Below are 22172 nucleotides of genomic sequence, written 5' to 3'. Positions count from 1 at the left end.
AACGTTGCCCCAGGACCAGGAAACAGTGCCGTACCTGCACGACGTCGGCCCCGGGCGTGGCTTGCGACGGCGGGCGCGGTCATGGCTCCACACGGACGCGCCCCTCCTGTCCCTCCACGGAGACTGGCGGTTCCGCCTCCTGGCCGGCGTACCGGGCACGCTCGGCGCACCCGGGGTGCTGCCGGAGGGTGAGGCACCGGACGCGTTCGCCGAGCCCGCCTACGACGACTCCGGCTGGGACACCCTGCCGGTCCCGAGCCACTGGGTGCTGCACGGCGAGGGACGCTACGGCTCGCCGCAATACACCAACGTGCAGCTGCCCATCCCGCAGGACCCGCCGTTCACCCCGGACGAGAACCCCACCGGCGACCACCGTCGCACCGTCGTCGTCCCGGCCGAGTGGGACGACCGCGAGGCCTACGAATCCGTCGTCCTGCGCTTCGACGGCGTCGAATCGCGCTACCGGGTCTGGGTCAACGGCACCGAGGTGGGCGTCGGCACCGGCTCGCGGCTCGCAAGTGAGTTCGACGTCACCGACGTCGTGACGGCCGGCGTCAACACCGTGGCGGTGCGGGTGCACCAGTGGTCGGCCTCGACGTACATCGAAGACCAGGACCAATGGTGGCTGCCCGGCATCTTCCGTGACGTCACCCTCCAGGCCCGGCCCGTCGGTGGCATCGAGGACGTCTGGCTCCGCGCGGGCTACGACCACACGAGCGGGCACGGACTCGTCACCACCGAGCTGACCGCCGCCGACAATGCGTACCCGGTGCGACTGCGGATCCCCGACCTCCGGGTGGACGTCGAGTGGGCGACCCCTGACGACACCGCTCCTGTGGACGTGGGCGTCGTGCAGCCCTGGACGGCGGAGCGACCCCGGCTGTACGACGCGACGGTCGTCTCCGCGGGCGGCGCCGAGACGGTCTCGCTCAGGCTGGGGTTCCGGACCGTGGCGATCGTCGGCGATCGCTTCCTCGTCAACGGGCGCCGGGTTGTCCTGCACGGGATGAACCGGCACGACACCCATCCCGATCTGGGCCGCGGCTTCGACGAGGACTTCGTGCGCCGTGACCTCGAGCTGATGAAGCGCCACAACGTCAACGCGATCCGTACCGCGCACTACCCGCCCCATCCGCGGGTGCTCGACCTCGCCGACGAGCTCGGCTTCTGGGTCATGCTCGAGTGCGATGTCGAGACGCACTCCTTCCACCACGGGGGCAGCGGCCTGGCGCCGGGCATCGACGAGTGGATGGGCAACCCGAGCGAGGACCCGCGGTGGCGGGACGCCTTCCTCGACCGCATCGAGAGGACCGTCGAGCGGGACAAGAACCATCCGAGCGTCGTCATGTGGTCGCTCGGCAACGAGTCGGGCACCGGGGCCAATCTCGCCGCGATGGCCACCTGGGTCCACGCGCGCGACCCGGAGCGCCCCGTCCACTACGAGGGCGACCGCGCCGGCGAATACACCGACGTCTACTCGCGCATGTACCCCTCGGTCGCCGAGGTCGTGAGTATCGGCAGCGACTCGGCGGGCGCGCTCGAGAAGGCCTCCGTGGCCGAGTCGGTCCGGCAGCGTACGAAGCCCTTCCTGCTCTGCGAGTACGTCCATGCCATGGGCAACGGCCCCGGCGGCATCGACCTCTACGAGGACCTCGTGCGGCGCTACCTCAGGCTGCACGGCGGTTTCGTCTGGGAGTGGCGTGACCACGGCCTGCGCACCCGCACAGCGGACGGGGTGGAGTACTTCGGCTACGGCGGTGACTTCGGGGAGACCGGTGTCCACGACGGCCACTTCTGCATGGACGGCATGGTGCTGTCGGACGGGACACCCACACCGGGCCTCATCGAGTTCGCCGCGGTTGTGGCACCGATCCACTTCGACGTCCGCACGGACGGGCGCGGCGTCGTCGTGACCGTCACCAACGCCCGGCACTCCGCGCCGACGGACGACCTCGCCTTCCCGTGGCGCCTCGAGCACGACGGGCGGGTCGTCCACGAGGGGGTCCTCGAGGTCGCAGGGGACGACGGTGGACCCGTCCCGGCGGGCGGCACCGCCGTGGTCGAGCTGACCCTGCCCGGCGAGGGAGTGCGGGCCGGAGCGGGCGAGGAGTGGTTCACCGTGTCGGCGGCACTGCGGGACAGGACGGCCTGGGCCCCGGCCGGCCACGTTGTGGCCTCCGCCCAGGCTCCCACCGCTCCCACCGGTCCCGCGGCCGCCAGGCCCACGAGGAGACCGGCGAACACGACCGCGCTCCCCACCACGGGTGACTACTCCATCGGCCCGGCGGACTTCACGGACGGCCACCTCGTGGCCCTGGCCGGCTCGCCGGTCCATGGTCCGCTCCTCGCTCTCTGGCGCGCCCCGACCGACAACGACGCCGGCTCGCACTTGGGCAGCTACGACGTGACCGACCCGATGGAGCACCTGGGACTGGGCACGCCGGGGCCGTCGTACGCCTCCCAGTGGCGGAACGCCGGGCTCGACCGGCTGAACGGACGCCTGGTCAGCCTGCACCGGACCGCCGACGGCCTCCGGCGCAGCAGCCGCTGGGCCGCCGCCGACTCGCGCCTGTCGGTCACCGTGGAGGAGCTCTGGCAGGTCGAGCGTGATGGCGTCCGGCTCGGCCTGCGGCTCGTCCCCTCCTCCCGCTGGAACCTCGTGTGGCCCCGGCTGGGTGTCCGCCTCGACCTGCCCGTCGAGGTGGACCGGGCGGCATGGTTCGGCATGGGTCCCGGAGAGTCGTACCCCGACTCCCGTCACGGCGTGCTCGTCGGCCGCTACCAGGCCGGCATCGCCGACCTGACGTTCCCCTACGCGTGGCCCCAGGAAAGCGGTCACCGCAGCGACCTGCGCAGCCTGGACCTCGGCACGGCCGGCGGGGGCTGGCTCCGGATCGAGGCCGCCGCGGACCACCAGGGCCGGCGACCGGGGTTCACCCTGGCGCGACACACCGCGGAGGAGGTGGGCCAGGCGACGCACCAGCACGAGCTGCCCGCGCCGCGACACAGCCACCTCTACCTGGACGCGGCTCAGACCGGCCTGGGATCACGGGCCTGTGGACCGGACGTGTGGCCGGACGCGCTCCTGCGTCCCGAGACGCGCACCCTCGATCTGCGCCTGACCGTGCTGTCGTGACGGACATGCGGCAGACCGAGCCGGACGTGCTCGTGCACCTCACCGCGTCCGGTGTGAGCGTCGTCCTCGACTCGACCCAGGGCCGGCTGCCGGCCGTGGTGCACTGGGGTGCCGCGCTGGGCGCCCAGTCGCCGGAGGACCTGCGCGCACTCAGCACCGCGAACGTGGAGGCCCGCGAGGGCAACGTCGTGGACGAGCCGGTCCGCCTGGCCATCCTCCCCGAGCACCACGCCGGCTGGCAGGGCCGACCCGGCATCGCAGGACACCGCGACGGCGCGGACTGGTCACCGCGGTTTCAGGTGACCAGCCTCGACGTCGGGCCCGGAGCGGCGGTCGACGACGGGCTGGTGGATGGCGGGCCCTGCGCCATCGTGTTCCACGCCCGGGACGAGGTGGCCATGCTCGGCCTCGAGCTCGAGGTCGAACTCCTGGCCAGCGGCCTGCTGCGCGCCCGTGCCCACCTGACCAATCGAGGCCCCACCGCCTACACGATCAGCGACCTCAGCCTGGCCATGCCGATCCCCTCCCGAGCGCGAGAGATCCTCGACTTCGCGGGCCGCTGGAGCAAGGAGCGCATCCCCCAGCGCCGCGCGCTCGTCACCGGGATCCACGAGCGCGAGGGCCGCAAGGGACGCACCGGCCACGACGCGGCGACGATCCTCAGTGCCGGCGTCCCAGGCTTCGGCTTCTCCCGCGGCGAAGTCTGGGGTGTGCACGTGGCCTTCAGCGGCAACCACCGTCACTTCGCGGAGCGCCTCCCCACCGACGCGCAGGTCATCGGAGGCGGCGAGCTCCTGCTCCCAGGCGAGGTCCGGCTCGGGCGGGACGAGGACTACAGCGGGCCCTGGCTCTACGCGGCATACGGCGACGGGCTCGACGACCAGGCGCACCGCTTCCACCGCTACCTGCGGGGTCGGGCCACCCATCCGGTACGGCCCCGGCCGGTCACGCTCAACGTCTGGGAGGCGGTGTACTTCGACCACGACGTCGACCGGCTCGTCGACCTCGCCGAGCGTGCGGCCGCACTCGGAGTTGAGCGCTTCGTCCTCGACGACGGCTGGTTCCGCGGGCGCCGGGACGACAGGCGGGGCCTCGGCGACTGGGTCGTCGACGAGACGGTGTGGCCGGACGGCCTTTCCCCGCTCGTCGACCGGGTCACCCGGCTCGGGATGGAGTTCGGGCTGTGGTTCGAGCCCGAGATGGTCAACGAGGACAGCGACGTGGCCCGCTCGCATCCCGAGTGGATCATGCAGACCGGCGGACGACTCCCCCTCCGCAGCAGGAACCAACAGGTCCTCGACCTCGCCCGCCCTGAGGCCTACGCCCACGTCCTGGAGCAGATGACCCGGGTCCTATCGGACTACGACGTCGCTTACATCAAGTGGGACCACAACCGTGACCTCGTCGACGCGGGCACCATGCCGACCGGCGCCGCGAGCACGCACCGGCAGACGCTCGCGGCATACCGCCTCATGGACGAGCTCAAGCGGCGCTTCCCGGGGCTCGAGATCGAGTCCTGCTCCTCGGGTGGTGGGCGCGTGGACCTCGGCATCCTCGAGCGGACGGACCGGGTGTGGGCCAGCGACTGCGTCGACCCTCTCGAGCGCCAGGGCATCAACTTGTGGACCATGCAGCTGCTGCCGCCCGAACTGGTCGGAGCGCACGTTGGCTCGCCGGTCAATGAAACGACCGGACGGCGGCACGAGCTGTCGTTCCGGGCCGGCACCGCCGTCCACGGGCACTTCGGGATCGAATGGGACCTCGCCAAGGCCACCGCGAGCGAGATCCACGACCTCGCCGAGTGGGTGGCGTTCCACAAGGCGCACCGGGAGCTGCTGCACACCGGTGACGTGACCCGCTCGGACGACAGCGACGCCACCCTGTCCATCCATGGCGTCGTGAGCGCGGACCGGTCGGAGGCGCTGGTCTTCCTGGGCTACCTGAGCCGTTCTGATGGGTCGCCCCGGGGGCGGTTCACGCTGCCCGGCCTCGACCCGGACAGGCGGTACCGCATCGCTCCCGTGTTCGTTGGCACGCCGGACGCCGGCCTCGCGCCGCCGTCGTGGTATCACGACGGCGCAGGCATCGTCCTGAGCGGTCGAGCCCTGGCCGTCACCGGACTCCGCATCCCCGGTGAACGTCCCGAGCGGGTGGTGGTCCTGCGGGTGCAGGAGGAGGTCGTCCAGACCAGCGTTGGTTGACTGGGCCGATCTCCTCCTTCTGCAGCGTCAAGGAGCTCGCCGAAGAAACTCCTCACCTGCGTGAGATGGCTGATGGCCGCGCCGAACCGGTTAGAGCCGGAACACAACCGGCACCGATGGCGGTCGAGCACCGTGCATCCGACGTCGTCCCGCCCGGTCACTCTCACACCCGGTCACACGACGGCACACCCGGTCAGACGACGGCGGACCGGACATCGGATCACGACAGAGAGTTTCTCGGCTCGCCTCAGGCGGTGATGACCTTGACGTCGCCCGCAGCGAGGGCGTCGCGCAGATCGGCCGGCGGCGGCGCGTCCGTGATCAGGAAGTCGGCCGCGCCCAGCTCGGACACCTGGGCGAACAGGCGGCGGCCGAACTTGGACGAGTCGGCGAGAATCGCGACCCGGGCCGCCCGCGAGATCATCTCTTGCATCATCGCGGCCTCGTTGAGGTTGCTCGTCGTGTATCCGGCGTCGGCCGAGATCGCGCCGACCCCGATCAGCGCCAGGTCGCAGCTGATGTCGAGGTCGGGACCACCGGGGGCGCCGCGGAAGCTGACCGGCCCGATCGTGGCCAGGGTCAGCGAGCGCACGGCGCCGCCGAAGACGTAGATGTCGCGGATCGCCGTCGGCGGTAGCGCGGCCGGGATCAGCAGGTTGTTCGTGGCCACGGTGAGGTCCCGGTGCTGCCGCAGCTCGCGAGCCAGCGCGAGGGTGGTGGTGCCCCCGTTGATCATGATGGTGGCGCCGTCCTGAACCAGCTCCGCGGCCAATGCCGCGATCTTCTCCTTCTCCTGCTCCTGGAGGCTGAGCCGCTGGTCGACGGCGCGGTCGGAGCGGGCGAGGGTCGAGTTGCTGACGGCGCCGCCGTATGTGCGCACGAGCACGCCGTCGGCGCTCAGCTGGTCGAGGTCGCGCCGCACGGTGTCGATGGACACGCCGAAGCGCTCGGCCAGCTCGCCCACCGTGACCTGCCCGGTCTCGGCGACGTAGGTCGCCAGCTGGGCCTTCCGGCCGGCCGGCAGGTGGCGTCTCTCGTCCACGGCATCACCCTTCATAAGTGCGGCAGTATGCCACATCTGCGCATCAAACCCCGCACAGAGCTGCAAGCATAGAGGCTATGCCGGGATCGATACGCAAGAGTCTGCCGTTCTCTGCGGTTCTATTCCTGTACATGCACGTAACACGCTGCTAACGTTCGCTCATCGAAGCAGAGAACAGCTCGACCTTGATAGAAGGAGCAGGCGATGGCGGTAACCCGGCTGAAGCGATTAATAGGGGCAGTGACCGCGGCCGCGCTGGTCGCACTCGTGGGAGCCTGCGGTTCGGACGACTCGGGCGGCGCGGCCACCGGCGACGGCGACGGCGACGTGACGCTGGAGTTCGCGCAGTGGTGGGGCGCCGAACTGCCGGCCGGCGAGTTCGACAAGATGATCGCCGACTTCACCGCGCAGAACCCGAACATCAAGGTCAAACTGCTCAGCGCGCCGTACGCTTCGACCAAGCAACAACTGGTCACCGGCGCCGCGTCGAAGACCCTGCCCGACGTGGTGGGCCTGGACGGCGCCTGGGTCAATGACTTCGCGAAGCAGGGCGCGATCGCTGACCTGTCCAAGCTGATGAGCGACGCCAAGTACGACGACAGCCAGCTCGCCAGTCAGGTGAAGTACAAGGACGCGACGTACATGATCCCCGTGGTCAACTTCGTCTATCCGCTCTTCGTCAACCAGGATCTGCTGACCAAGGCCGGCGTCAGCAAGGTGCCGAGCACGCGTACCGAGTTCGCCGACGCGGCCAAGAAGCTGAGCACCGGCAACGTCAAAGGCTGGGCGCTGCCGCTCGACACCGCGGTCCCCAACGGCATCCAGAACGACGTCATGTCCTGGCTGTGGGCGTCGGGCGGGTCGATGCTGAAGGACGGCAAGCCCAACCTGCAGAGCCCTGAGGTCAAGAGCGTCGTCGAGTACGTGAAGAGCCTGAACGACGCCGGCGTCATCGCCCCCGGCCTGCTCACCATGAAGGAACAGGACAAGGTCGAGAAGTTCTCCACCGGCCAGGTCGGCATGATGATCGACTCGCTCGCGCACATCAACCTGATCAAGAAGAACAGCCCGAACCTCAAGTTCACGGTCGCACCGCTGCCGGCCGAGGACTCCTACACCGGCAAGCGTGGTCTCCCGTACGCGTCCTGGGGCATCGGCGTCTCGAACTCGACCAAGCACAAGGCCGAGGCCTTCAAGCTGGTGCAGTACCTGATGAGCAAGGACGTCAACGCCCAGCTGAGCACGATCGCGAACGGCTTCCCCGGCAACAAGACGGCCCAGCCGGACCTCTCGAAGAGCGACCCACTGTTCAAGACCGCGTTCGACATCTACCAGCAGGGCACCCCGGCCAACGAGTTCACCGGCCTGCCGAAGTCCGAGGACCTGATGCGCAGCTTCGACGAACAGTTGCAGCTCGTGCTGACCAACAAGTCGAGTGTCGACGATGCCCTGGCCAAGGCGCAGGAGTCCTGGTCGTCGGTAATCGAATGACCCCGCTGATCGAGGTCGGGCAATGACCACGCGAATCGACCGAAGGACTGAACCGGAGAGGGTTGCGCCGGCTGCCGGCCGGCGCGCCCCCCGGGGCATCGCCCAGCGCCTGGTCCCGTTCGGTTACCTGTCCCCCACCGTGCTGCTGATCGTGGTGCTGATGATCGTGCCGATCATCATGGTGATCGGGTATTCGTTCCAGGACAACGTGATCGTCACGGACGACTCGGAATTCGCCGGCCTGGCCAACTACGCCAAGGTGCTCAGCGACCCCGACTTCCTGGTGGCGCTGAAGAACACGGCCGTCTTCATCACCGTCAGCATGGTGGCCCACCTGCTCCTCGGGCTCGCCTTCGCCATGATGCTCAACTCCAAACTGCTGAGTGGTGTGACCAAGGCGCTGTTCCGCATCGTCTACATCCTGCCCTGGTTGTTCACGATCGCGGTCATCGCGGTCATCTGGCGGCTGCTGCTCGACCCAGCCGGCGTGCTCAACTACATCCTGCAAACGCTGGGTGTGGCCCAGAGCGCGGTGGACTGGCTCGGCGACCCGGACAAGGCACTGTGGGTGGTGACGTTCGCGAACGTCTGGTCCGGTTATCCCTTCTTCATGATCAGCCTGCTCGCCGGGCTGCAGGGCATCCCCGGCGACCTGTACGAAGCGGCGTCCGTCGACGGCGCCGGCCCGGTCCAGAAGTTCCTGGCCGTGACGCTCCCCCAGCTGCGGCCGGTGATCATCAGCATGGCCGTGCTCGACCTGATCTGGACGTCCCAGCAGTTCGCGCTGATCTGGATGATGACCGGCGGTGGCCCGCTGAACTCGACCGAGATGCTCAGCACGTTCACCTACAAGCAGGCCTTCAGCGAGTACGAGTTCTCCACCGCGGCGGCCGCGGCCGTGGTGGTCCTGATGCTGACGATGATCCTGGCCTTCTTCTACGTGCGTACGCAAAGGGAGCGGTGAGCGGTGATGACCTCGATCCGCGCCCGGCGGAACCTCGCCAAGACCGGCGTCATCATCGGGCTGATCATCGGCGGATTGTTCGCCGGCCTGCCGGTGCTGTGGATGCTGTCCACGTCGTTCAAGGCCAACGGCGAGGTGTTCCAGAACCCGCCGCAGCTGATCACGAAGAGCTTCTCGCTGGACGCGTACACCGGAATCCTCACCAACGGCGTCCAGCTGCGGTTCTTCGCCAACAGTTACATCGTCGCCCTGTCCGTGACGGCGCTGACGCTGCTGGTGGCGATCCTGGCCGCGTACGCGTTCAGCCGCTTCACCTTCCCGGGCCGGAAGACCATCAACGCGGTCATCGTCAGCGTGCAGGCGGTACCGCCGATCACGCTCGTCATTCCGTACTTCGGGCTCGTCGTCGCGCTCGGTCTCTACAACACCTATCCCGGCCTCATCCTCACCCACATGGTGTTCACGCTTCCGTACGCGATCATCATGACCACCGCCTATCTGAACACGCTACCGAAAGAACTGGACGAGTCCGTCAAGGTCGACGGCGGCAGCAGCTGGACCGCACTGTGGCGGATTCTCGTGCCGATCTCCGTCCCGGGTCTGATCGCCGTCGGGGTGTACACGTTCATGATCTCGTGGAACGAGTACCTCTTCGCGCTCACGCTCACCCGCACCGACGACATGCGGACCGTACCCATCGGCATCCAGCTGCTCATGGGCCAGCACTCGTACGAGTGGAACCAGATGATGGCCATGAGCATTCTCGGGTCGATTCCGGTTCTCGTCCTCTTCCTCATCTTCCAGCGGCGGTTCATCGGCGGACTGACGTCCGGCGCCGTCAAAGCCTGAGTGCGAACAAGGAGAAATACCGACATGCTGACGACCGGCAAGACGATCCTTGACGTCGCCAACGAGAACAGCTTCGCCGTGCCCGCGTTCAACATCAGCGACTGGGCCATGTTCCAGGGCATCGTCGATATCAGCGAGGAGAAGAACGCCCCGCTGTTCGTCGCGATCCACCCGGACGAGGTGAAGCACATCGGCCGCGAGCTGATCACCGCCATCGCCGAGCGGGCACACACCGCCTCGATCCCGATCGCCATCCACTGGGACCACGGCGCCACGTACGAACAGATGCTCGAGGCCTTCCAGTTCGGCTTCACCTCGGTGATGATCGACGGATCGCTGAAGGAGTTCGAGGACAACATCGCGATCTCCAAGCGGGTCGTCGACTCCGCGCACGTGCTGGGCATCTCGGTCGAGGGTGAGCTGGGCACGATCGGCGCCAACGACAGCTACGCCGAGGCCGAGGGTTCGACCACGATCGTCTACACCGATCCGGGCGACGCCGTCACCTTCGTCGAGCGGACGGGCGTGGACAGCCTGGCCGTGGCGATCGGCACGTACCACGGCTTCTTCCCGAAGGGTGTGACGCCCGAGCTGAAGCTGGACCTGCTCAAGGAGATCAAGAGCGCGGTGGGCATTCCGCTGGTGCTGCACGGCGGATCGAACAACCCGGACGACGAGATCGCCGAGGCCTCGCGGATCGGGATCAACAAGATCAACATCTCGACGGACATCAAGGTCGCCTACCACAACAAGATGCGCGAGGTGCTCGGCACCGACGAGAAGGTCCGCGAGCCCAACGCGATCCAGCCGGCCTGCATCGATGCCATGAAGGTCGTCGCCGCGCAGAAGATCGACCTGTTCGGTGCCACCGGGAAGGGCTCGCTGTACTGAGATGAGCATCGTCCTGGGTCTGGGTGGCTGCGTCGACTACGAGCTGAAGCTCACGGCGCCGGTCATGGAACAGCTCGTTGCCGAATTCGAAATCACAGCGGCCGAGCTGACCACGCCGCGCGCCGTGACCGACGAGCGTGATCTCGTCGTCTCCATCCTGGGGTACGTGGCGCGTGGCGGAGGCGGCGAGCAGTTCGTCGCCTCCGCCACGGCGCTGTCGACCTTCGCGCGCCGGTTCGAGCACAAGACGGCCCTCGGTGGGACCGCGGTGCGCGCGGGCATCGTGATGGACCGCCTCGGCGTGCCGTCGACCATGCATCTCGTCACCGTCAACGACACCTTCCGCCGGCTGCTGCCCGCCTCCACCACGTGGATCAACAGCGGCCGCGAGGACACCTTCTACCCCCACCTGATCGTGCAGTTCGACCAGGGGCTGCGGATCGGCGACATCGTGGCGCCGCTGGCGAACCGCCTGATCTACGTCAACGACCCGGCCAACGAGTCGATGGCGCTGTCCGCCGATCTGGGCGACGTGTTGCGCGACGCAACGGTCTTCCTGGTCTCCAACTTCAACGCCATGCGCGACGAGAGGCTGCTCGACCAGCGGCTGGCAGTGCTGCGGAAGCACATGCGGCAGCTTCCGGCGGACGCGGTGACCTACTTCGAGGACGCCGCCTATCACGAGCCGCCGTTCAGCCGCCGGGTCCGGGACGCCCTGCTGCCCGAGATCGACGTCTACGGCCTCAACGAGGACGAACTTCAGGCCTACCTCGGTCGTACCGTCGACCTGCTGTCGGTCGACGAGGTCGCGGCCGCCCTCGCCGAGGTCCACGAGCTGATTCCGGCCCCGGTCCTGGTGCTGCACAGCAAGTACTGGGCCCTGGCCATGGGTTCCCGGGCGGCGTCCTACTCGAAGGCCTTGGACACCGGTACGGTGATGGCCGCGACCCGGTACATCCACGGCGACGACCTCACCGACGGCAACATCGAGGCGACCCGCCGACTCCCCCGCCGGTCCGCCGATCTCCTCGAAGCGCTGGCCCGGCATCTGCCGGTCCACGGGGTCCCCGGCTTCCTCCTCGACGTGCCGAACCCCACCACCGTCGGCCTGGGCGACACCTTCGTCGGCGGCTTCCTCGCCGCCCTGGCGGGCCGGTCCCCACAGCGGTAGCCAGGACGACGCCGAGCCGAGTCGCAAGCCGGCAGCCGGCCACCTTGTGTTCAGGCGTGAGCGACGCGTTCGATCCCAAGGATGGCGACCTTGTTGATCGCCGGATTGTCCAGCTTCCGGGACACGGTGTCCGGTGCGTGCAGCACCTCGAGGATCGCGTACGCAATCGCGTCCGTGGTCGTGACTTGGTCGGGATATCGCCGTTCGATGAGCGGGTAGAACGGCGTGAGGACCGCGTAAGCGGCCCGCTGGCTGCGGGTGGCGGGGCGCGCACCTCGGAGCGGCCTGATGAAACCGGGCCGGACGAAAAACAGGCGAGAGTGCACGGCGGTGAGGGCTTCCTCGGCTCGGCCCTTCACGCGAATCCACATCGTGCTACTCGAGCTGTCGGCGCGGTTGGCGGATACGTAGACGAAGAGCCCGTCCGGGTTGTTGCGCCATGCCGCCTCGGCCGCCGCCACGGCGAAGTCCCGGGTGATGCGGGTGTACTGCGGCTCGCTCAGCCCGACCGAGGGCGTGCCGAGGCAGAAGAGCGCCGCGTCGGCCGCACCGAATATCTCGTCGAGGTCCGCGTAATCGGTGAAGTCCTGCCGCAGAACCTCCCGCAGCTTCGGATGACGGCGCCCGGAGTTTCGGCGCGATATCGTTGTCACGCCTTGGACCGAAGGGTCTTCCAGCAGGGCGGTGAGGACGCCGTGTCCCACCATTCCCGTAGCCCCGAACAGCACGACACGCATGTCAAGGTCTCCTTTCCAGGGTGCCGTTGTCTAGGCGTTGGCGTAGCCGGGGATGTGTGCCCGGAGCTTCGCCAGTTCGGCCTCGTCGGAGATGCCCTGGAAGTCGTAGCGGGGCGTGTAGGGCCGCTCGAGCGAGACGATCTCGTCGTCGGTCAGGTCGATGTCCAGCGACGCGACGGCGTCGTCGATCTGTGCGGTCGTGTTCGCGCCGACCAGCGGCGCGGTGACCACGGGGCGGCTGTGCAGCCAGGCGAGCGCGACCTGAGCGCGGCTGACGCCGCGCTCGTCGGCGATGGTGCCGACCGCGTCGATGACGGCCTTGTTGCCGGCCTCTTCCGCGGGGGTGTAGAGCAGGTCGGCGTAGGCCCCGTCGGTCTCCGCGCGAGTGGTCGCCTTCGCGTCGTCCCAGGCACGGGCGAGCCGGCCGCGAGCCAGCGGGCTCCAGATGATGGTGCCGACACCTTCGTCGAGGCAGAGCGGGATCATCTCCCGCTCTTCCTCGCGAGCCAGCAGATTGTAGTGATCTTGCATCGACACGAACCGCGCCCAGCCGTGCTGCCTCTGCAGGTGCAGGGCCTTGGCGAACTCCCACGCGTGCATCGAGGAAGCACCGAGGTAGCGGACCTTGCCCGCCTTGACCACGTCGTGCAGGGCCTCGAGGGTCTCCTCCCACGGCGTGTCGTGGTCGTTGCGGTGGATCTGATACAGGTCGATATAGTCGGTGCCGAGCCGCCGCAGGCTGTGCTCCACCTCGGTCATGATCGCCTTACGCGAGAGGCCCTTGCCGTTGGGACCCGGCCGCATCGGATGGCGGAGCTTGGTGGCGATCACCACGCCGTCACGGTCGGCGAAGTCCTTGAGCGCCCGCCCCAGGATCTCCTCGCTCGACCCGTACGAATAGAGGTTGGCGGTGTCGAAGAAGTTGATGCCCGCGTCCAGGGCCTGCTTGATCAGCGGCCGGCTGGTCTCCTCGTCCAATGACCAGACCGGATGTCCGCGGTTCGGGTCGCCGTAGGTCATCGCACCGATCGCGATCGGCGAGACGTCCAGGCCGGTGGTGCCGAGCTTGATGTAGCGCATGCCGCCCCCTATGGTTGTGGAGATGTCTCCGCTTAATTTAGTGGAGAACTCTCCGGTTAGCAAGGTGGTGGCATGGTCCGTTCCGACGCTCGCGCCAACCGAGACCGCATCCTGGCCGCCGCGCGCCAGGCCTTCACCGAGGACGGCGACACCTCGATGAACCAGATCGCCCAGCGCGCCGGCGTCGGTCCCGGCACCCTGTATCGCAACTACCCGTCGCGCGAGGCGTTGGTCCTCGCCATCTACCAGGACGAGGTCGATCGGCTCGTCGGCTCGGTACCCGAACTGTTGGCCACGCTGCCACCGCGGGAGGCGCTACGAACGTGGACAACCGACCTGGTCGGCGCCATGCGCAAGAAGCACGGCCTCGGCGATGCGCTCAGTCCGACAGCCCACAAATCGATCACCGAGCAGACCTACGGTCCGGTCATCAGCGCGATCACGCAGCTGTTCGACGCGGGAAAACGCGAGAACACGATCCGCGCCGATGCCGAGCCCGGGGACTTCCTCCAGCTGACCGGCGCCCTCTGGCGCGCCTCAACGGGAGACAACGACCGGTCGCAGCCCATGCTGGCGCTGATCCTCGACGGGCTCGGCGTGCATCCATCCGACGACGAGCACCCGGCCGAGGGACCGTAATCTCAGCGGTTGGCTGAGCTGCCTCGTCCGCGCCGTCGAGCCGAGCAAAGCCGCCGCCCTCCGCGCCGGCACGCTCATCCCGGTAGTAGCCGCAGAGATGCGCGTTGCGGATTAGGCTCAACGGACAGCGGCGAGACGCTCACCGGCGTCAGCGCCGTGCGTCACGTGCTGCTCTGCGCCGCCCGGCACGCCGCACCCGGACGGCGGCTGGGCCGCTTCGCCCTCGACGAGCTGGGATCCGGCGCCGGACTACCCGGCCGCGTCTACCAGCAAGGCCACCCGCTGTGGATCCGTGACCTGGCCGCCGACACCGCCTCGCTGCGCAGCCGCGCCGCCGCACGGATCGGCCTGCACGTCGCCGTCGGCGTACCCATCAACACCGGCGCCCGCAGCATCGGCGCGCTGTGCGTCTACGGCGACCGCATCGAAGACCCCGAAGACTCCCTCACCACCCTGCTCGTCGGCGTCGCCGCGCAGGTCGGGCAATACCTGGAACGTCGCCGTGCCGAGGAACTCACCATCGAACTGGCCCGCACCAAAGACGAGTTCCTGGCCCTGGTCACCCACGAACTGCGCAACCCCCTCGCGGTGATCACCTCGACCGCCTCACTGCTGGAAGAAGAACTCGACGGACTGCTCGACGCCGATCAGCGCCACTACGTACACACCATCCTGCGCGGCGCCGGACGCCTGTCGGTCATGGCCGACGACCTGCTGGATCTGGCCCAGCTCGAGTCCGGTCACCTGGCCATCGACCCGGCCCCGAGCGACCTGGCCGCCATCGTCGAACACGCCGTCGCCGCCATCGCCGCGCAAACCGCCGAGAAAACCCTCACCGTCACCGTCGACACCCCACCACGGCTCGACCTGTACGCCGACAGCAACCGGCTGCAACAAGTCGCCGACAACCTGCTGTCCAACGCGGTCAAATACACCCCAGCCGGCGGAACCATCACCATCACCGCCACCACCGACCCCGACCAGGCATGGATCACCTGGACATTCACCGACACCGGCATCGGCATCGGCATCCCCGCCGCCGACCGGCCCCACCTGTTCCGCCGCTTCTACCGCGCCTCCACCGCCCTCGACCGGCGCATCCCCGGCACCGGCCTCGGCCTGGTCATCACCCGCACCATCATCGAACGCCACGGCGGCACCATCACCCTGGCCAACCACAACGCCCCCGGCACCACCTTCCACATCCGCATCCCCACCGAACCCCACATCACCACCGACCCCTGAACCCGGCTGACAGCCGGCGCCGGAACTCGCTGACAACTCATCCAGCCAGCAACCCGGCGCCGGCCATCTCGCGCATCTCGTCCGCCAGATCCGCGAGGCTGAGGTAGGGGTGGGCAGCGGCGCGCGCCCCGACCAGAGCGAGCGCCAGCGGCAGCCGTCCACAGTGGTAGATGACGGCGTCCAGCGCGGCCGGTTCGGCGGCGGCCCGCTCGATGCCGATGTGCGCACGCAACTGGCCGCGCGCCTCGGCCAGCGACGGCAGCCCGACGGTTACCAGGTGCGCGCCGGCTGTCAGCCGGAGCTTGGTGAGCTTGCGGCGGCTGGTCACCAGCGCCAGGCAGCGGTCGGTGCCGGGCAGCAGGTCGGCGACCTGGTCGGCGTCCCGGGCGTCGTCCAGCACGACAAGCATCCGCCGACCGGCCAGCAGGCTGCGGTAGAGACCGGTCATGGCCTGCCGGGTGTGCGGGATCGCCTCCGGGTCGGCCCCGAGCCCGGTCAGCAGGTCGTGCAGCGCCTCGTTGGCGGTGACCACGGGCCGGGAGCCGTCGAAACCGTGCAGACGCAGGTAGAGCTGACCGTCCGGGTAGCGTCCGACGAGCCGGTGGGCGGCGTGGACGGCCAGCACGGACTTGCCGCTGCCGGGTATGCCGTGGATCGCGGCCACCGGACCGTGCACCTGAGCCAGCAGGTCCGCCCGGCCGGTGAAGAACGGCAGATCCGGCGGGAGTTGGGCAGGCCCCGCGTGCACCAGGGCGCCGGACGGGAACTGCTGGCGCAGCACCTGCTCGTACGCCTGCCGCAACTCGGCGCCCGGGTCCACGCCCAGTTCCTCGCGCAGCCGGCGACTGATCAGCTCGTACCGGGCCACGGCGTCGCCCTGCCGGCCGGACGCGGCCAGCACCAGCAGCAGCCACGCCTGCACCGCCTCGTCGTACGGGTTCCGGTCGGCCGCCCCGGCCAGCGCCGGCAACGCCACCCGGGCCTGGCCGAGCGTCAGCGCGGTCCGGGCGAACGACTCCACGACGGCCGAATACTCGAGCTCGATCGCCGTGAACGCCGGATGCGCCCGGTGTATCGGATCCAGATCCGCCGCCACCGGACCCTTCCACCAGCTCAACGCCTCCGCGTGGAGTCGCAGCGCCCGCTCCGGCGGCTCGTCGCCTGCCCGCTCGGCCAGCTCACGGAAGTGCAGCAGATCGAGCGAGCCGGAGTCGACGGCCATGACGTACCCGCCGCCGCGCGGCACCAGCCAGTGACCGCTGGCCCGGTTGGGCAGGTCCGGCTCGCACTGCCTGCGCAACCGGCCGACGTGCCGGTGCACCAGGTTGACCGCGTGCGCCGGCGGCTCGTCCTCCACAGCAACTCCACCACCTCGGAAAGGCTGGTGGTCTGCTGTGCGCGCGCGAGCAGCAGAGCCAGCATCGTTCGTCGCTGCCGCGGGCCGAGGTGCATCTCCTCGCCGCCACGCCACATGCGCACGGGACCGAGGATCTGAAACCTGACCGCAGGTGCCATAACGGCATACGGATGAGCCATGCGTCGTCACCATGCCAATATGGGATTCGTCGGGGCGATACGCCGCTAACCCAGCTGTACGACAATTGCAATGTGAAAATTTACCTAGAGGCTCGACTATGGAAATCGATCGGCCAGGTCCCTTGACCATCCCCCGTGAGAGCTACTCCAACCGTCCACCTATTGGTGATTCGTCGGCGCGCAGCTTCCCATAGAGTGTCACACGGACAGCCCGACGTACGGCTCGTGCTTCATGAAGGGGCGTCTGGCGAGTGCCGCGAAAATGCATTCACCGCGCCCTTTTTCGCCACAGGTGATCCGGATTAAACCCCCCGATCCGGGTCGGGCGCCGACGGGGAAGATGACGGATGCGCATTTCCCATGAGCGCGGACGCGTCACCGGCCCCCGCGGAGGGTGCGCCGGCGTCCACCTGGGGCGGCGAGGCGGTGCGGCCGGGTCGGGCAACGCGTGGGGCAGCAGATCCACGTATTGCCCGGCCCGCCGCGCCCCGGTCGGCTCGTCGAACAGGGCCGGCGCGTGCCCGATCTCCGGCCGGACGGCGCCATCGGGCAGTTGCCGCAGTTGCCAGGCCTGGTCGCCACGGCTTCCGGACATCTCGATCTGCTGTGCCGGCGCCGGCGTGATGCCGGGCAGCCGCAGGGTCCACCTCGTCCCATACCGTCATCAGCCGAGAATGCGATCGCTCCCGGGACGGCGACGAGACCGGAGGCGTCTTACTCGGCCACCTCCACGAAGGTGTGGCAGAACAACGCTTCCAGGCGCTTCCCATTTGTTCACGACCGCGGCTACGCGGCTCTCAACAACGATGATGGCCAGGAAACCGACGATCAAACCTGAGGTATCGAGCCATTCAACGCACTGATCTGCCGCTGTCAGTGCGAGTTAGCCCATCGGGATGATCAATACGTAATCGGAGGAGATCAGCCCACGGACGCGTCGACCGGGACTTGGTCGGATGCGGTGACCACCCGGTTGCGCCCCGACTCCTTCGCGGAGTAGAGCATTCGATCGGCGAAGGGGGTGAGGTGGTCCGCCTCGGCGACGTCATCGGGCCGGCAGGCGACGCCGACCGAGACCGTGACGATGATGTCGACATCGTCATTCACGTCGACCGGCCGGCTGCAGACCGCCTCGCGAACACGTTCGGCGACAAGCCGTGCGTCACGCGGCAGGGTGTCCGGCATCAGGACGACGAACTCCTCGCCGCCGTATCGGGCGAGAACGTCGCCAGGGCGTACTGACTGCGACAGACGGCGTGCGATCTCACGAAGGACCCGGTCACCACCGTCGTGTCCGTACGTGTCGTTGATTTTCTTGAAGTGATCGATGTCGAGCATCAACACCGCCACAGCACGGTCGCTCCTGCGGGGAAGGCGCGCCGACGCGCTCTCGAAGTAGCGGCGCGAATGCAGACCGGTCAGCATGTCGGTCACCACCATCCGGCGCTGAACCGCCACCACGCCCCCGAGCCGAGCGATCACCAGGACGAACATCACGGCACACGACACGCAGATCAGCGGAACGTACGTCTGGGCGCCACGAACGTACTGCAGGAACTGTGCCGCTGGCGCGAGCAGCGTGGCGACCATCAGCACGCTCAGCCTCGCGGGCCCCAGATCTAGGTTTTCCACCGCCCTGGAGGCATACAGGTCGCGGACCGATGGATGCACCCAGGCCAGACCCAGAACCAGTCCGGAGATCATCCACAACAATGACACCAGGACGGTCCACCGAGTCTGCCCGGCGAGCGCGTCCAAGGTGTTGAGCGTGTCGGGAATGATCGTCAAGGCCAGGTACCCGGTGATGCTCAGGACCGCCACAGATTTCGGCCCGCCGTCCAGCAGCAGCCGTGCCCCGAGCCCGGCCAGCATCAGGTCACACAGAGGGTAAGCGGCGGCCACCAGACGAGGCGCCACACCGATGTCCGCGGCACTGAGGATCGGGTCGATCAGATAGATCCAAGTGAGCAGGCCGGCTGAAACGGTGACGATGCCAGAGTCCAGCAAGCCGGGCAGGCCCCAATCCGGCGTACGCCTGCGGATGGTCAGCAGAAGGCCGAGGCCGCCGGCTGCGTACGAACTCAGATAGAACACGTCCGCGATACTCGGCGGGGACGCGGTTCCCGCCAGCACACCGGGCGGCATCAGTCCCGCCACCAACACCAGCAACGTCGCGGCGACCAACAACCAGGGGCAGGCCGAGGCGAGACGGTGCCGCCGCATACCGGACACGATGGCAACCAGCCCGACGATCAGGGCAGTCTGACCGAGCACGTTGCCCACGATGCCGGGTGCGCCGGTCAGCGACGAGATCACGAACGCGGCCACCAGGACCCCGCTGGAGGCAAGGTAGTAGGTCATGACTCCCCGGTCTGAGTGGCCCAACGCCATTGTCTGCCCATAAATCGGTCACCCGAGGCGTTTCGTGAGACCTTCGGCAGACGGCCGTCTTCACCTTCGACGTCATCGACGCGGGTTATGGGCCGGATCTGAGGCGCCGCCGAGCAGGTGCGCCGCGGCGCTCCGCGTGAGTTCGTCATGATCGGCCGATGACCGGTTCCTCCCATGTCTGCGCGGCAGAGTCCCGGGGGACCAGGAAGTCGAAATCGGCGCCGGCGGGTGCCTGCATGACGTGTTCGTCGTACAACAAGGGCCAGCCGCGCCGGTGACGCGAGGGCGGCGGCCGGAGCCGGGCTTGCCGCCGGTCGATCTCCTCGTCGTCCAGGTGGGCGCGCAGGATGCGCCGGTCGACGTCGATGGTGATGAGGTCGCCGGTGCGCACAAGTCCCAGGGGTCCCCCGGAGGCGGCATCGGGTGCGACGTGCAGGACACAGGTGCCGAAGCTGGTGCCGCTCATGCGGGCGTCGCTGATCCGCAGCATGTCGGTGACCCCGGCGGCTGCCAGGTGCCGCGGGATCGGGATCATTCCCCATTCGGGGAACCCGTCTCCGCCACGGGGTCCGCAGCCGCGTAGGACGAGCACCGAGTCGCGGGTCGCACCGAGGTCGGGGTCGTCTATGCGGTCGAGCATGTCCGTGTAGCTGTCGAAGACGATGGCCGGGCCGGTGTGCCGGAACAGGGCCGGGTCGGCCGCGGCGGTCTTCAGCACGGCGCCCTCGGGGGCGAGGTTGCCATGCAGGACGGTGAAGGCTGGTCGGTCGGTCACCGGATCGGTGAGCGGGCGTATGGCGCCCTTCGCCGGTCCGGCGGGACCGGGTAGGTCGTCGGTGGCGGCGACCGTGAGCAGGTCGGGGGTGAGGAGGCCGGAGAGGACGGCCTGGACCGCCGGCAGGCCGCCGGCCGCGTCGAAGGCGGCGATGTGTTGCTGGCCGATGGGCGCGATGTCGGCGATGACCGGGGTACGGCGGGCAGCTCGGTCGAGGTCGTCGAGGTCCAGCCGGATCGCTCGGCGGCCGGCGATGGCCGCCAGGTGGACGGTGGCGTTGGTGGATCCGCCGACTGCGGCGAGAACGAGCAGCGCGTTCTGGAACGCGGGCTCGGTGAGGATCCGGCTGGGCACGATCTGCTCGTGTACGAGCCGCACGATCCGCCGGCCGGATCGATACGCGTGGTGGTGCAGCCGCGGGTCGCCGGCGGGGAGGGTGGCACCGCCGGGGAGCATCAGGCCGAGTGCCTCGGCGAGGATGGCCATGCTCATCGCGGTGCCCATGACGTTGCAGGCGCCGCGGCTGCAGCTGAGGGCGACTTCGAGGTCGTGCCAGCCGGCGTCGTCGAGCCGGCCGGCACGTCGATCGTTCCAGGCGGACCACAGGTCGGTGCCGGCGCCGATCTCGGTGCCGCGGAACTGGCCGGGGCTGCGGTAGCCGCCGGCGACCTGGATGGCGGGCAGGTCGGCGCTGGCGGCGGCCATGAGTTCGGCCGGGATGGTCTTGTCGCAGTTGCCGAACAGCACGACCCCGTCGATGGGCTGCGCGCGGAGGTTCTCCTCCACCTCCATGGCGAGCAGGTTGCGGTACAGCATGGCGGTCGGCTTGATCAGGTCCTCGCCGAGGGACATCACCGGGATCTCGACCGGTACGCCTCCGGCCGCGATGACGCCTTCGCGTGCGGCCTCGACGAGCGGGCGCAGCGGCAGGTTGCACGGGTTCAGTTCGCTGATCGAACTGATCAGGGCGATGACCGGACGGCCACCACCCGGGACGATCGGTGCGCCGGCGGCCCGGAGGGAGGCGCGGTGTTCGAGCCCGACCTCGTCGTCGCGGGCGAACCAGGCGTCGCTGCGCAGCGTGCCCATGGGAAGATCCGTCTCTCTCATCCGGCGACCGCCGCTCGCAGGTGGTCGAAGAGACGGTCGACCTCGCGCTCGGATTCGGGATCGAGGATGTAGCCGACCGGGCCGCGGACCGCCGCGCTGGGTATGACGCCTTGTCTGACGAGTAGGTGCTTCTGGACTGCGACGTACGCGTCGAGGGTGCTCTGGAGCAGCACGAGGGTGCTGATCGGGCCGTTGAGCCGGTTGACGGCGGCCTCGTCACCGTCGACGAGCGCGCGCCAGAGCGCGGCGATCGCCCAGACGATGTCGGCGCCCGGCATGGTGCCGGCGATGCCCCGCGCGTAGCTGTCGACCAGTGCGACGCCGCCGCTGCCTTCGTAGATGACGGCCGTCGCGCCGGTGGCGTCGCGCAGCGCGCTCAGTTTGGGTCCGATCGGCTGTGCCTCGGGTTTGAAGCAGACCCGGCTGCCGAATTGCCGGTGCAGATTCGCTTGCAGGGCGATGCTCAACCCGTTGCCGAGGTAGCCACTCGCATCCTGCACTACCACCGGGATGTCGATCGCCTCCACGATCGCGGCGTAGTACCGGAACACCTCGTCCTCGCCCGCGTCGGTCGCCATCGGCGGGATGGCCATGACGGCGGCGGCGCCGTAGCCGGCGGCGGCGCGGGCGTGCGCGACGGCGGTCACCTGGCTTTCCGCGCCGACGCTCGTGACGACGGGAACGCGGCCGTCGGCGGCGGCGCAGGTGGCTTCGGCCAGCCGGTCCCGTTCGGTGGAGCTCAGGCGCAGGGTCTCGGAGACCATGCCCATCACGACGCCGTCGGCGCCGTGGTCGATGACCCAGTCGATCTCGCGCTGGAGAGCGGGCAGGTCCAGGTCGAGGGTGTCGGTGAACGGGGTGAGCAGAACGGGAAGTACACCGTGCAGCACGGCCGTCTCCTTCTTCGGGTGTCG

At 68.7% G+C, this 22172-nt stretch carries 17 protein-coding genes; 10 read left to right on the top strand and 7 right to left on the bottom strand.

Translation table 11 applies throughout. The annotated features are described in order from the left end of the window. The first annotated feature begins 4 nt into the window (after positions 1–4). Entirely contained in the window at positions 5–3136 is a 3132-nt protein-coding gene (locus tag QSK31_RS40960) for a glycoside hydrolase family 2 TIM barrel-domain containing protein (RefSeq protein WP_285690242.1), read from the top strand. Between the two features lie 5 nt (positions 3137–3141). Next, positions 3142–5337: an alpha-galactosidase gene (locus QSK31_RS40955; RefSeq protein ID WP_285690260.1), complete on the top strand. Its 2196-nt coding sequence runs from the start codon at positions 3142–3144 to the stop codon at positions 5335–5337. Positions 5338–5584: 247 nt separating this feature from the next. Here the strand turns inward: QSK31_RS40955 and QSK31_RS40950 are convergent, their stop codons facing one another. Beyond that, the gene (locus QSK31_RS40950; RefSeq protein ID WP_285690241.1) at positions 5585–6379 is read right to left on the bottom strand and encodes a DeoR/GlpR family DNA-binding transcription regulator; all 795 of its coding nucleotides are present in this window, start codon (positions 6377–6379) and stop codon (positions 5585–5587) included. 240 nt (positions 6380–6619) lie between these two features. Between QSK31_RS40950 and QSK31_RS40945 the strand changes: the two genes are divergently transcribed. From QSK31_RS40945 to QSK31_RS40925, 5 genes are read left to right on the top strand one after another with little or no spacing between them, the layout of a single operon-like run. Beyond that, complete coding sequence (locus QSK31_RS40945) at positions 6620–7870, top strand: ABC transporter substrate-binding protein (RefSeq protein ID WP_285690240.1); 1251 nt, start codon at positions 6620–6622, stop codon at positions 7868–7870. 22 nt (positions 7871–7892) lie between these two features. After that, the gene (locus tag QSK31_RS40940; protein ID WP_285690239.1) at positions 7893–8834 is read left to right on the top strand and encodes a carbohydrate ABC transporter permease; all 942 of its coding nucleotides are present in this window, start codon (positions 7893–7895) and stop codon (positions 8832–8834) included. 6 nt (positions 8835–8840) lie between these two features. After that, positions 8841–9683 (top strand): carbohydrate ABC transporter permease, encoded by an 843-nt coding sequence (locus QSK31_RS40935; protein WP_285690237.1) that lies wholly within the window; start codon positions 8841–8843, stop codon positions 9681–9683. Between the two features lie 24 nt (positions 9684–9707). After that, positions 9708–10574 (top strand): ketose-bisphosphate aldolase, encoded by an 867-nt coding sequence (locus QSK31_RS40930; RefSeq protein ID WP_285690236.1) that lies wholly within the window; start codon positions 9708–9710, stop codon positions 10572–10574. A gap of 1 nt (position 10575) precedes the next feature. Next, positions 10576–11745 (top strand): ADP-dependent glucokinase/phosphofructokinase, encoded by a 1170-nt coding sequence (locus QSK31_RS40925; RefSeq protein ID WP_285690233.1) that lies wholly within the window; start codon positions 10576–10578, stop codon positions 11743–11745. 50 nt (positions 11746–11795) lie between these two features. Here the strand turns inward: QSK31_RS40925 and QSK31_RS40920 are convergent, their stop codons facing one another. Next, positions 11796–12482: an NAD-dependent epimerase/dehydratase family protein gene (locus QSK31_RS40920; RefSeq protein ID WP_285690231.1), complete on the bottom strand. Its 687-nt coding sequence runs from the start codon at positions 12480–12482 to the stop codon at positions 11796–11798. Positions 12483–12512: 30 nt separating this feature from the next. Beyond that, positions 12513–13562, bottom strand: coding sequence for an aldo/keto reductase (locus tag QSK31_RS40915; RefSeq protein ID WP_285690230.1), 1050 nt, complete (start codon positions 13560–13562; stop codon positions 12513–12515). 72 nt (positions 13563–13634) lie between these two features. Here QSK31_RS40915 and QSK31_RS40910 point away from each other — a divergent pair, with 72 nt between their 5' ends. Both QSK31_RS40910 and QSK31_RS40905 read left to right on the top strand, forming a co-directional pair. Then, a complete protein-coding gene (locus QSK31_RS40910; RefSeq protein WP_285690229.1) occupies positions 13635–14201 on the top strand; it encodes a TetR/AcrR family transcriptional regulator in 567 nt (188 codons plus the stop codon). A 156-nt stretch (positions 14202–14357) separates the two neighbouring features. After that, positions 14358–15446 carry a GAF domain-containing sensor histidine kinase gene (locus tag QSK31_RS40905; protein WP_285690227.1) on the top strand — a complete coding sequence of 363 codons (1089 nt, stop codon included), beginning with the start codon at positions 14358–14360 and terminating at the stop codon, positions 15444–15446. Between the two features lie 37 nt (positions 15447–15483). On the opposite strand, the gene QSK31_RS40900 is transcribed toward QSK31_RS40905, so the two are convergent. Next, positions 15484–16803, bottom strand: coding sequence for an AfsR/SARP family transcriptional regulator (locus QSK31_RS40900; protein ID WP_285690225.1), 1320 nt, complete (start codon positions 16801–16803; stop codon positions 15484–15486). Positions 16804–17430: 627 nt separating this feature from the next. Here QSK31_RS40900 and QSK31_RS40895 point away from each other — a divergent pair. Further along, positions 17431–17820: a hypothetical protein gene (locus QSK31_RS40895; protein ID WP_285690224.1), complete on the top strand. Its 390-nt coding sequence runs from the start codon at positions 17431–17433 to the stop codon at positions 17818–17820. An 83-nt stretch (positions 17821–17903) separates the two neighbouring features. Here the strand turns inward: QSK31_RS40895 and QSK31_RS40890 are convergent, their stop codons facing one another. From QSK31_RS40890 to QSK31_RS40880, 3 genes are all read right to left on the bottom strand, one after another. Then, positions 17904–19310, bottom strand: a complete 1407-nt coding sequence (locus tag QSK31_RS40890) for a GGDEF domain-containing protein (RefSeq protein WP_285690223.1) — start codon at positions 19308–19310, stop codon at positions 17904–17906. 208 nt (positions 19311–19518) lie between these two features. Then, on the bottom strand, positions 19519–21258 hold the full coding sequence (locus QSK31_RS40885) for a dihydroxy-acid dehydratase (protein WP_285690222.1): 1740 nt from the start codon (positions 21256–21258) through the stop codon (positions 19519–19521). Further along, positions 21255–22148: a dihydrodipicolinate synthase family protein gene (locus tag QSK31_RS40880; RefSeq protein WP_285690221.1), complete on the bottom strand. Its 894-nt coding sequence runs from the start codon at positions 22146–22148 to the stop codon at positions 21255–21257. Before QSK31_RS40880 ends, QSK31_RS40885 begins: the two co-directional genes overlap by 4 nt. Between the last annotated feature and the right edge of the window lie 24 nt (positions 22149–22172).

This window comes from Actinoplanes sp. NBRC 103695 (assembly GCF_030269485.1).
Classification (GTDB): Bacteria; Actinomycetota; Actinomycetes; order Mycobacteriales; family Micromonosporaceae; genus Actinoplanes.
Note: the sequence above shows the minus strand (reverse complement) of the source record. Positions and strands in the feature narration are given on the sequence as shown.

What these genes read in the sequence shown, in the direction of transcription:
- QSK31_RS40915 (WP_285690230.1), bottom strand. Translation starts at nt 13,562, where the DNA reads ATGCGCTACATCAAGCTCGGCACCACCGGCCTGGACGTCTCGCCGATC.
- QSK31_RS40885 (WP_285690222.1), bottom strand. Translation starts at nt 21,258, where the DNA reads ATGAGAGAGACGGATCTTCCCATGGGCACGCTGCGCAGCGACGCCTGG.
- QSK31_RS40920 (WP_285690231.1), bottom strand. Translation starts at nt 12,482, where the DNA reads ATGCGTGTCGTGCTGTTCGGGGCTACGGGAATGGTGGGACACGGCGTC.
- QSK31_RS40925 (WP_285690233.1), top strand. Translation starts at nt 10,576, where the DNA reads ATGAGCATCGTCCTGGGTCTGGGTGGCTGCGTCGACTACGAGCTGAAG.
- QSK31_RS40910 (WP_285690229.1), top strand. Translation starts at nt 13,635, where the DNA reads ATGGTCCGTTCCGACGCTCGCGCCAACCGAGACCGCATCCTGGCCGCC.
- QSK31_RS40955 (WP_285690260.1), top strand. Translation starts at nt 3,142, where the DNA reads ATGCGGCAGACCGAGCCGGACGTGCTCGTGCACCTCACCGCGTCCGGT.
- QSK31_RS40930 (WP_285690236.1), top strand. Translation starts at nt 9,708, where the DNA reads ATGCTGACGACCGGCAAGACGATCCTTGACGTCGCCAACGAGAACAGC.
- QSK31_RS40940 (WP_285690239.1), top strand. Translation starts at nt 7,893, where the DNA reads ATGACCACGCGAATCGACCGAAGGACTGAACCGGAGAGGGTTGCGCCG.
- QSK31_RS40935 (WP_285690237.1), top strand. Translation starts at nt 8,841, where the DNA reads ATGACCTCGATCCGCGCCCGGCGGAACCTCGCCAAGACCGGCGTCATC.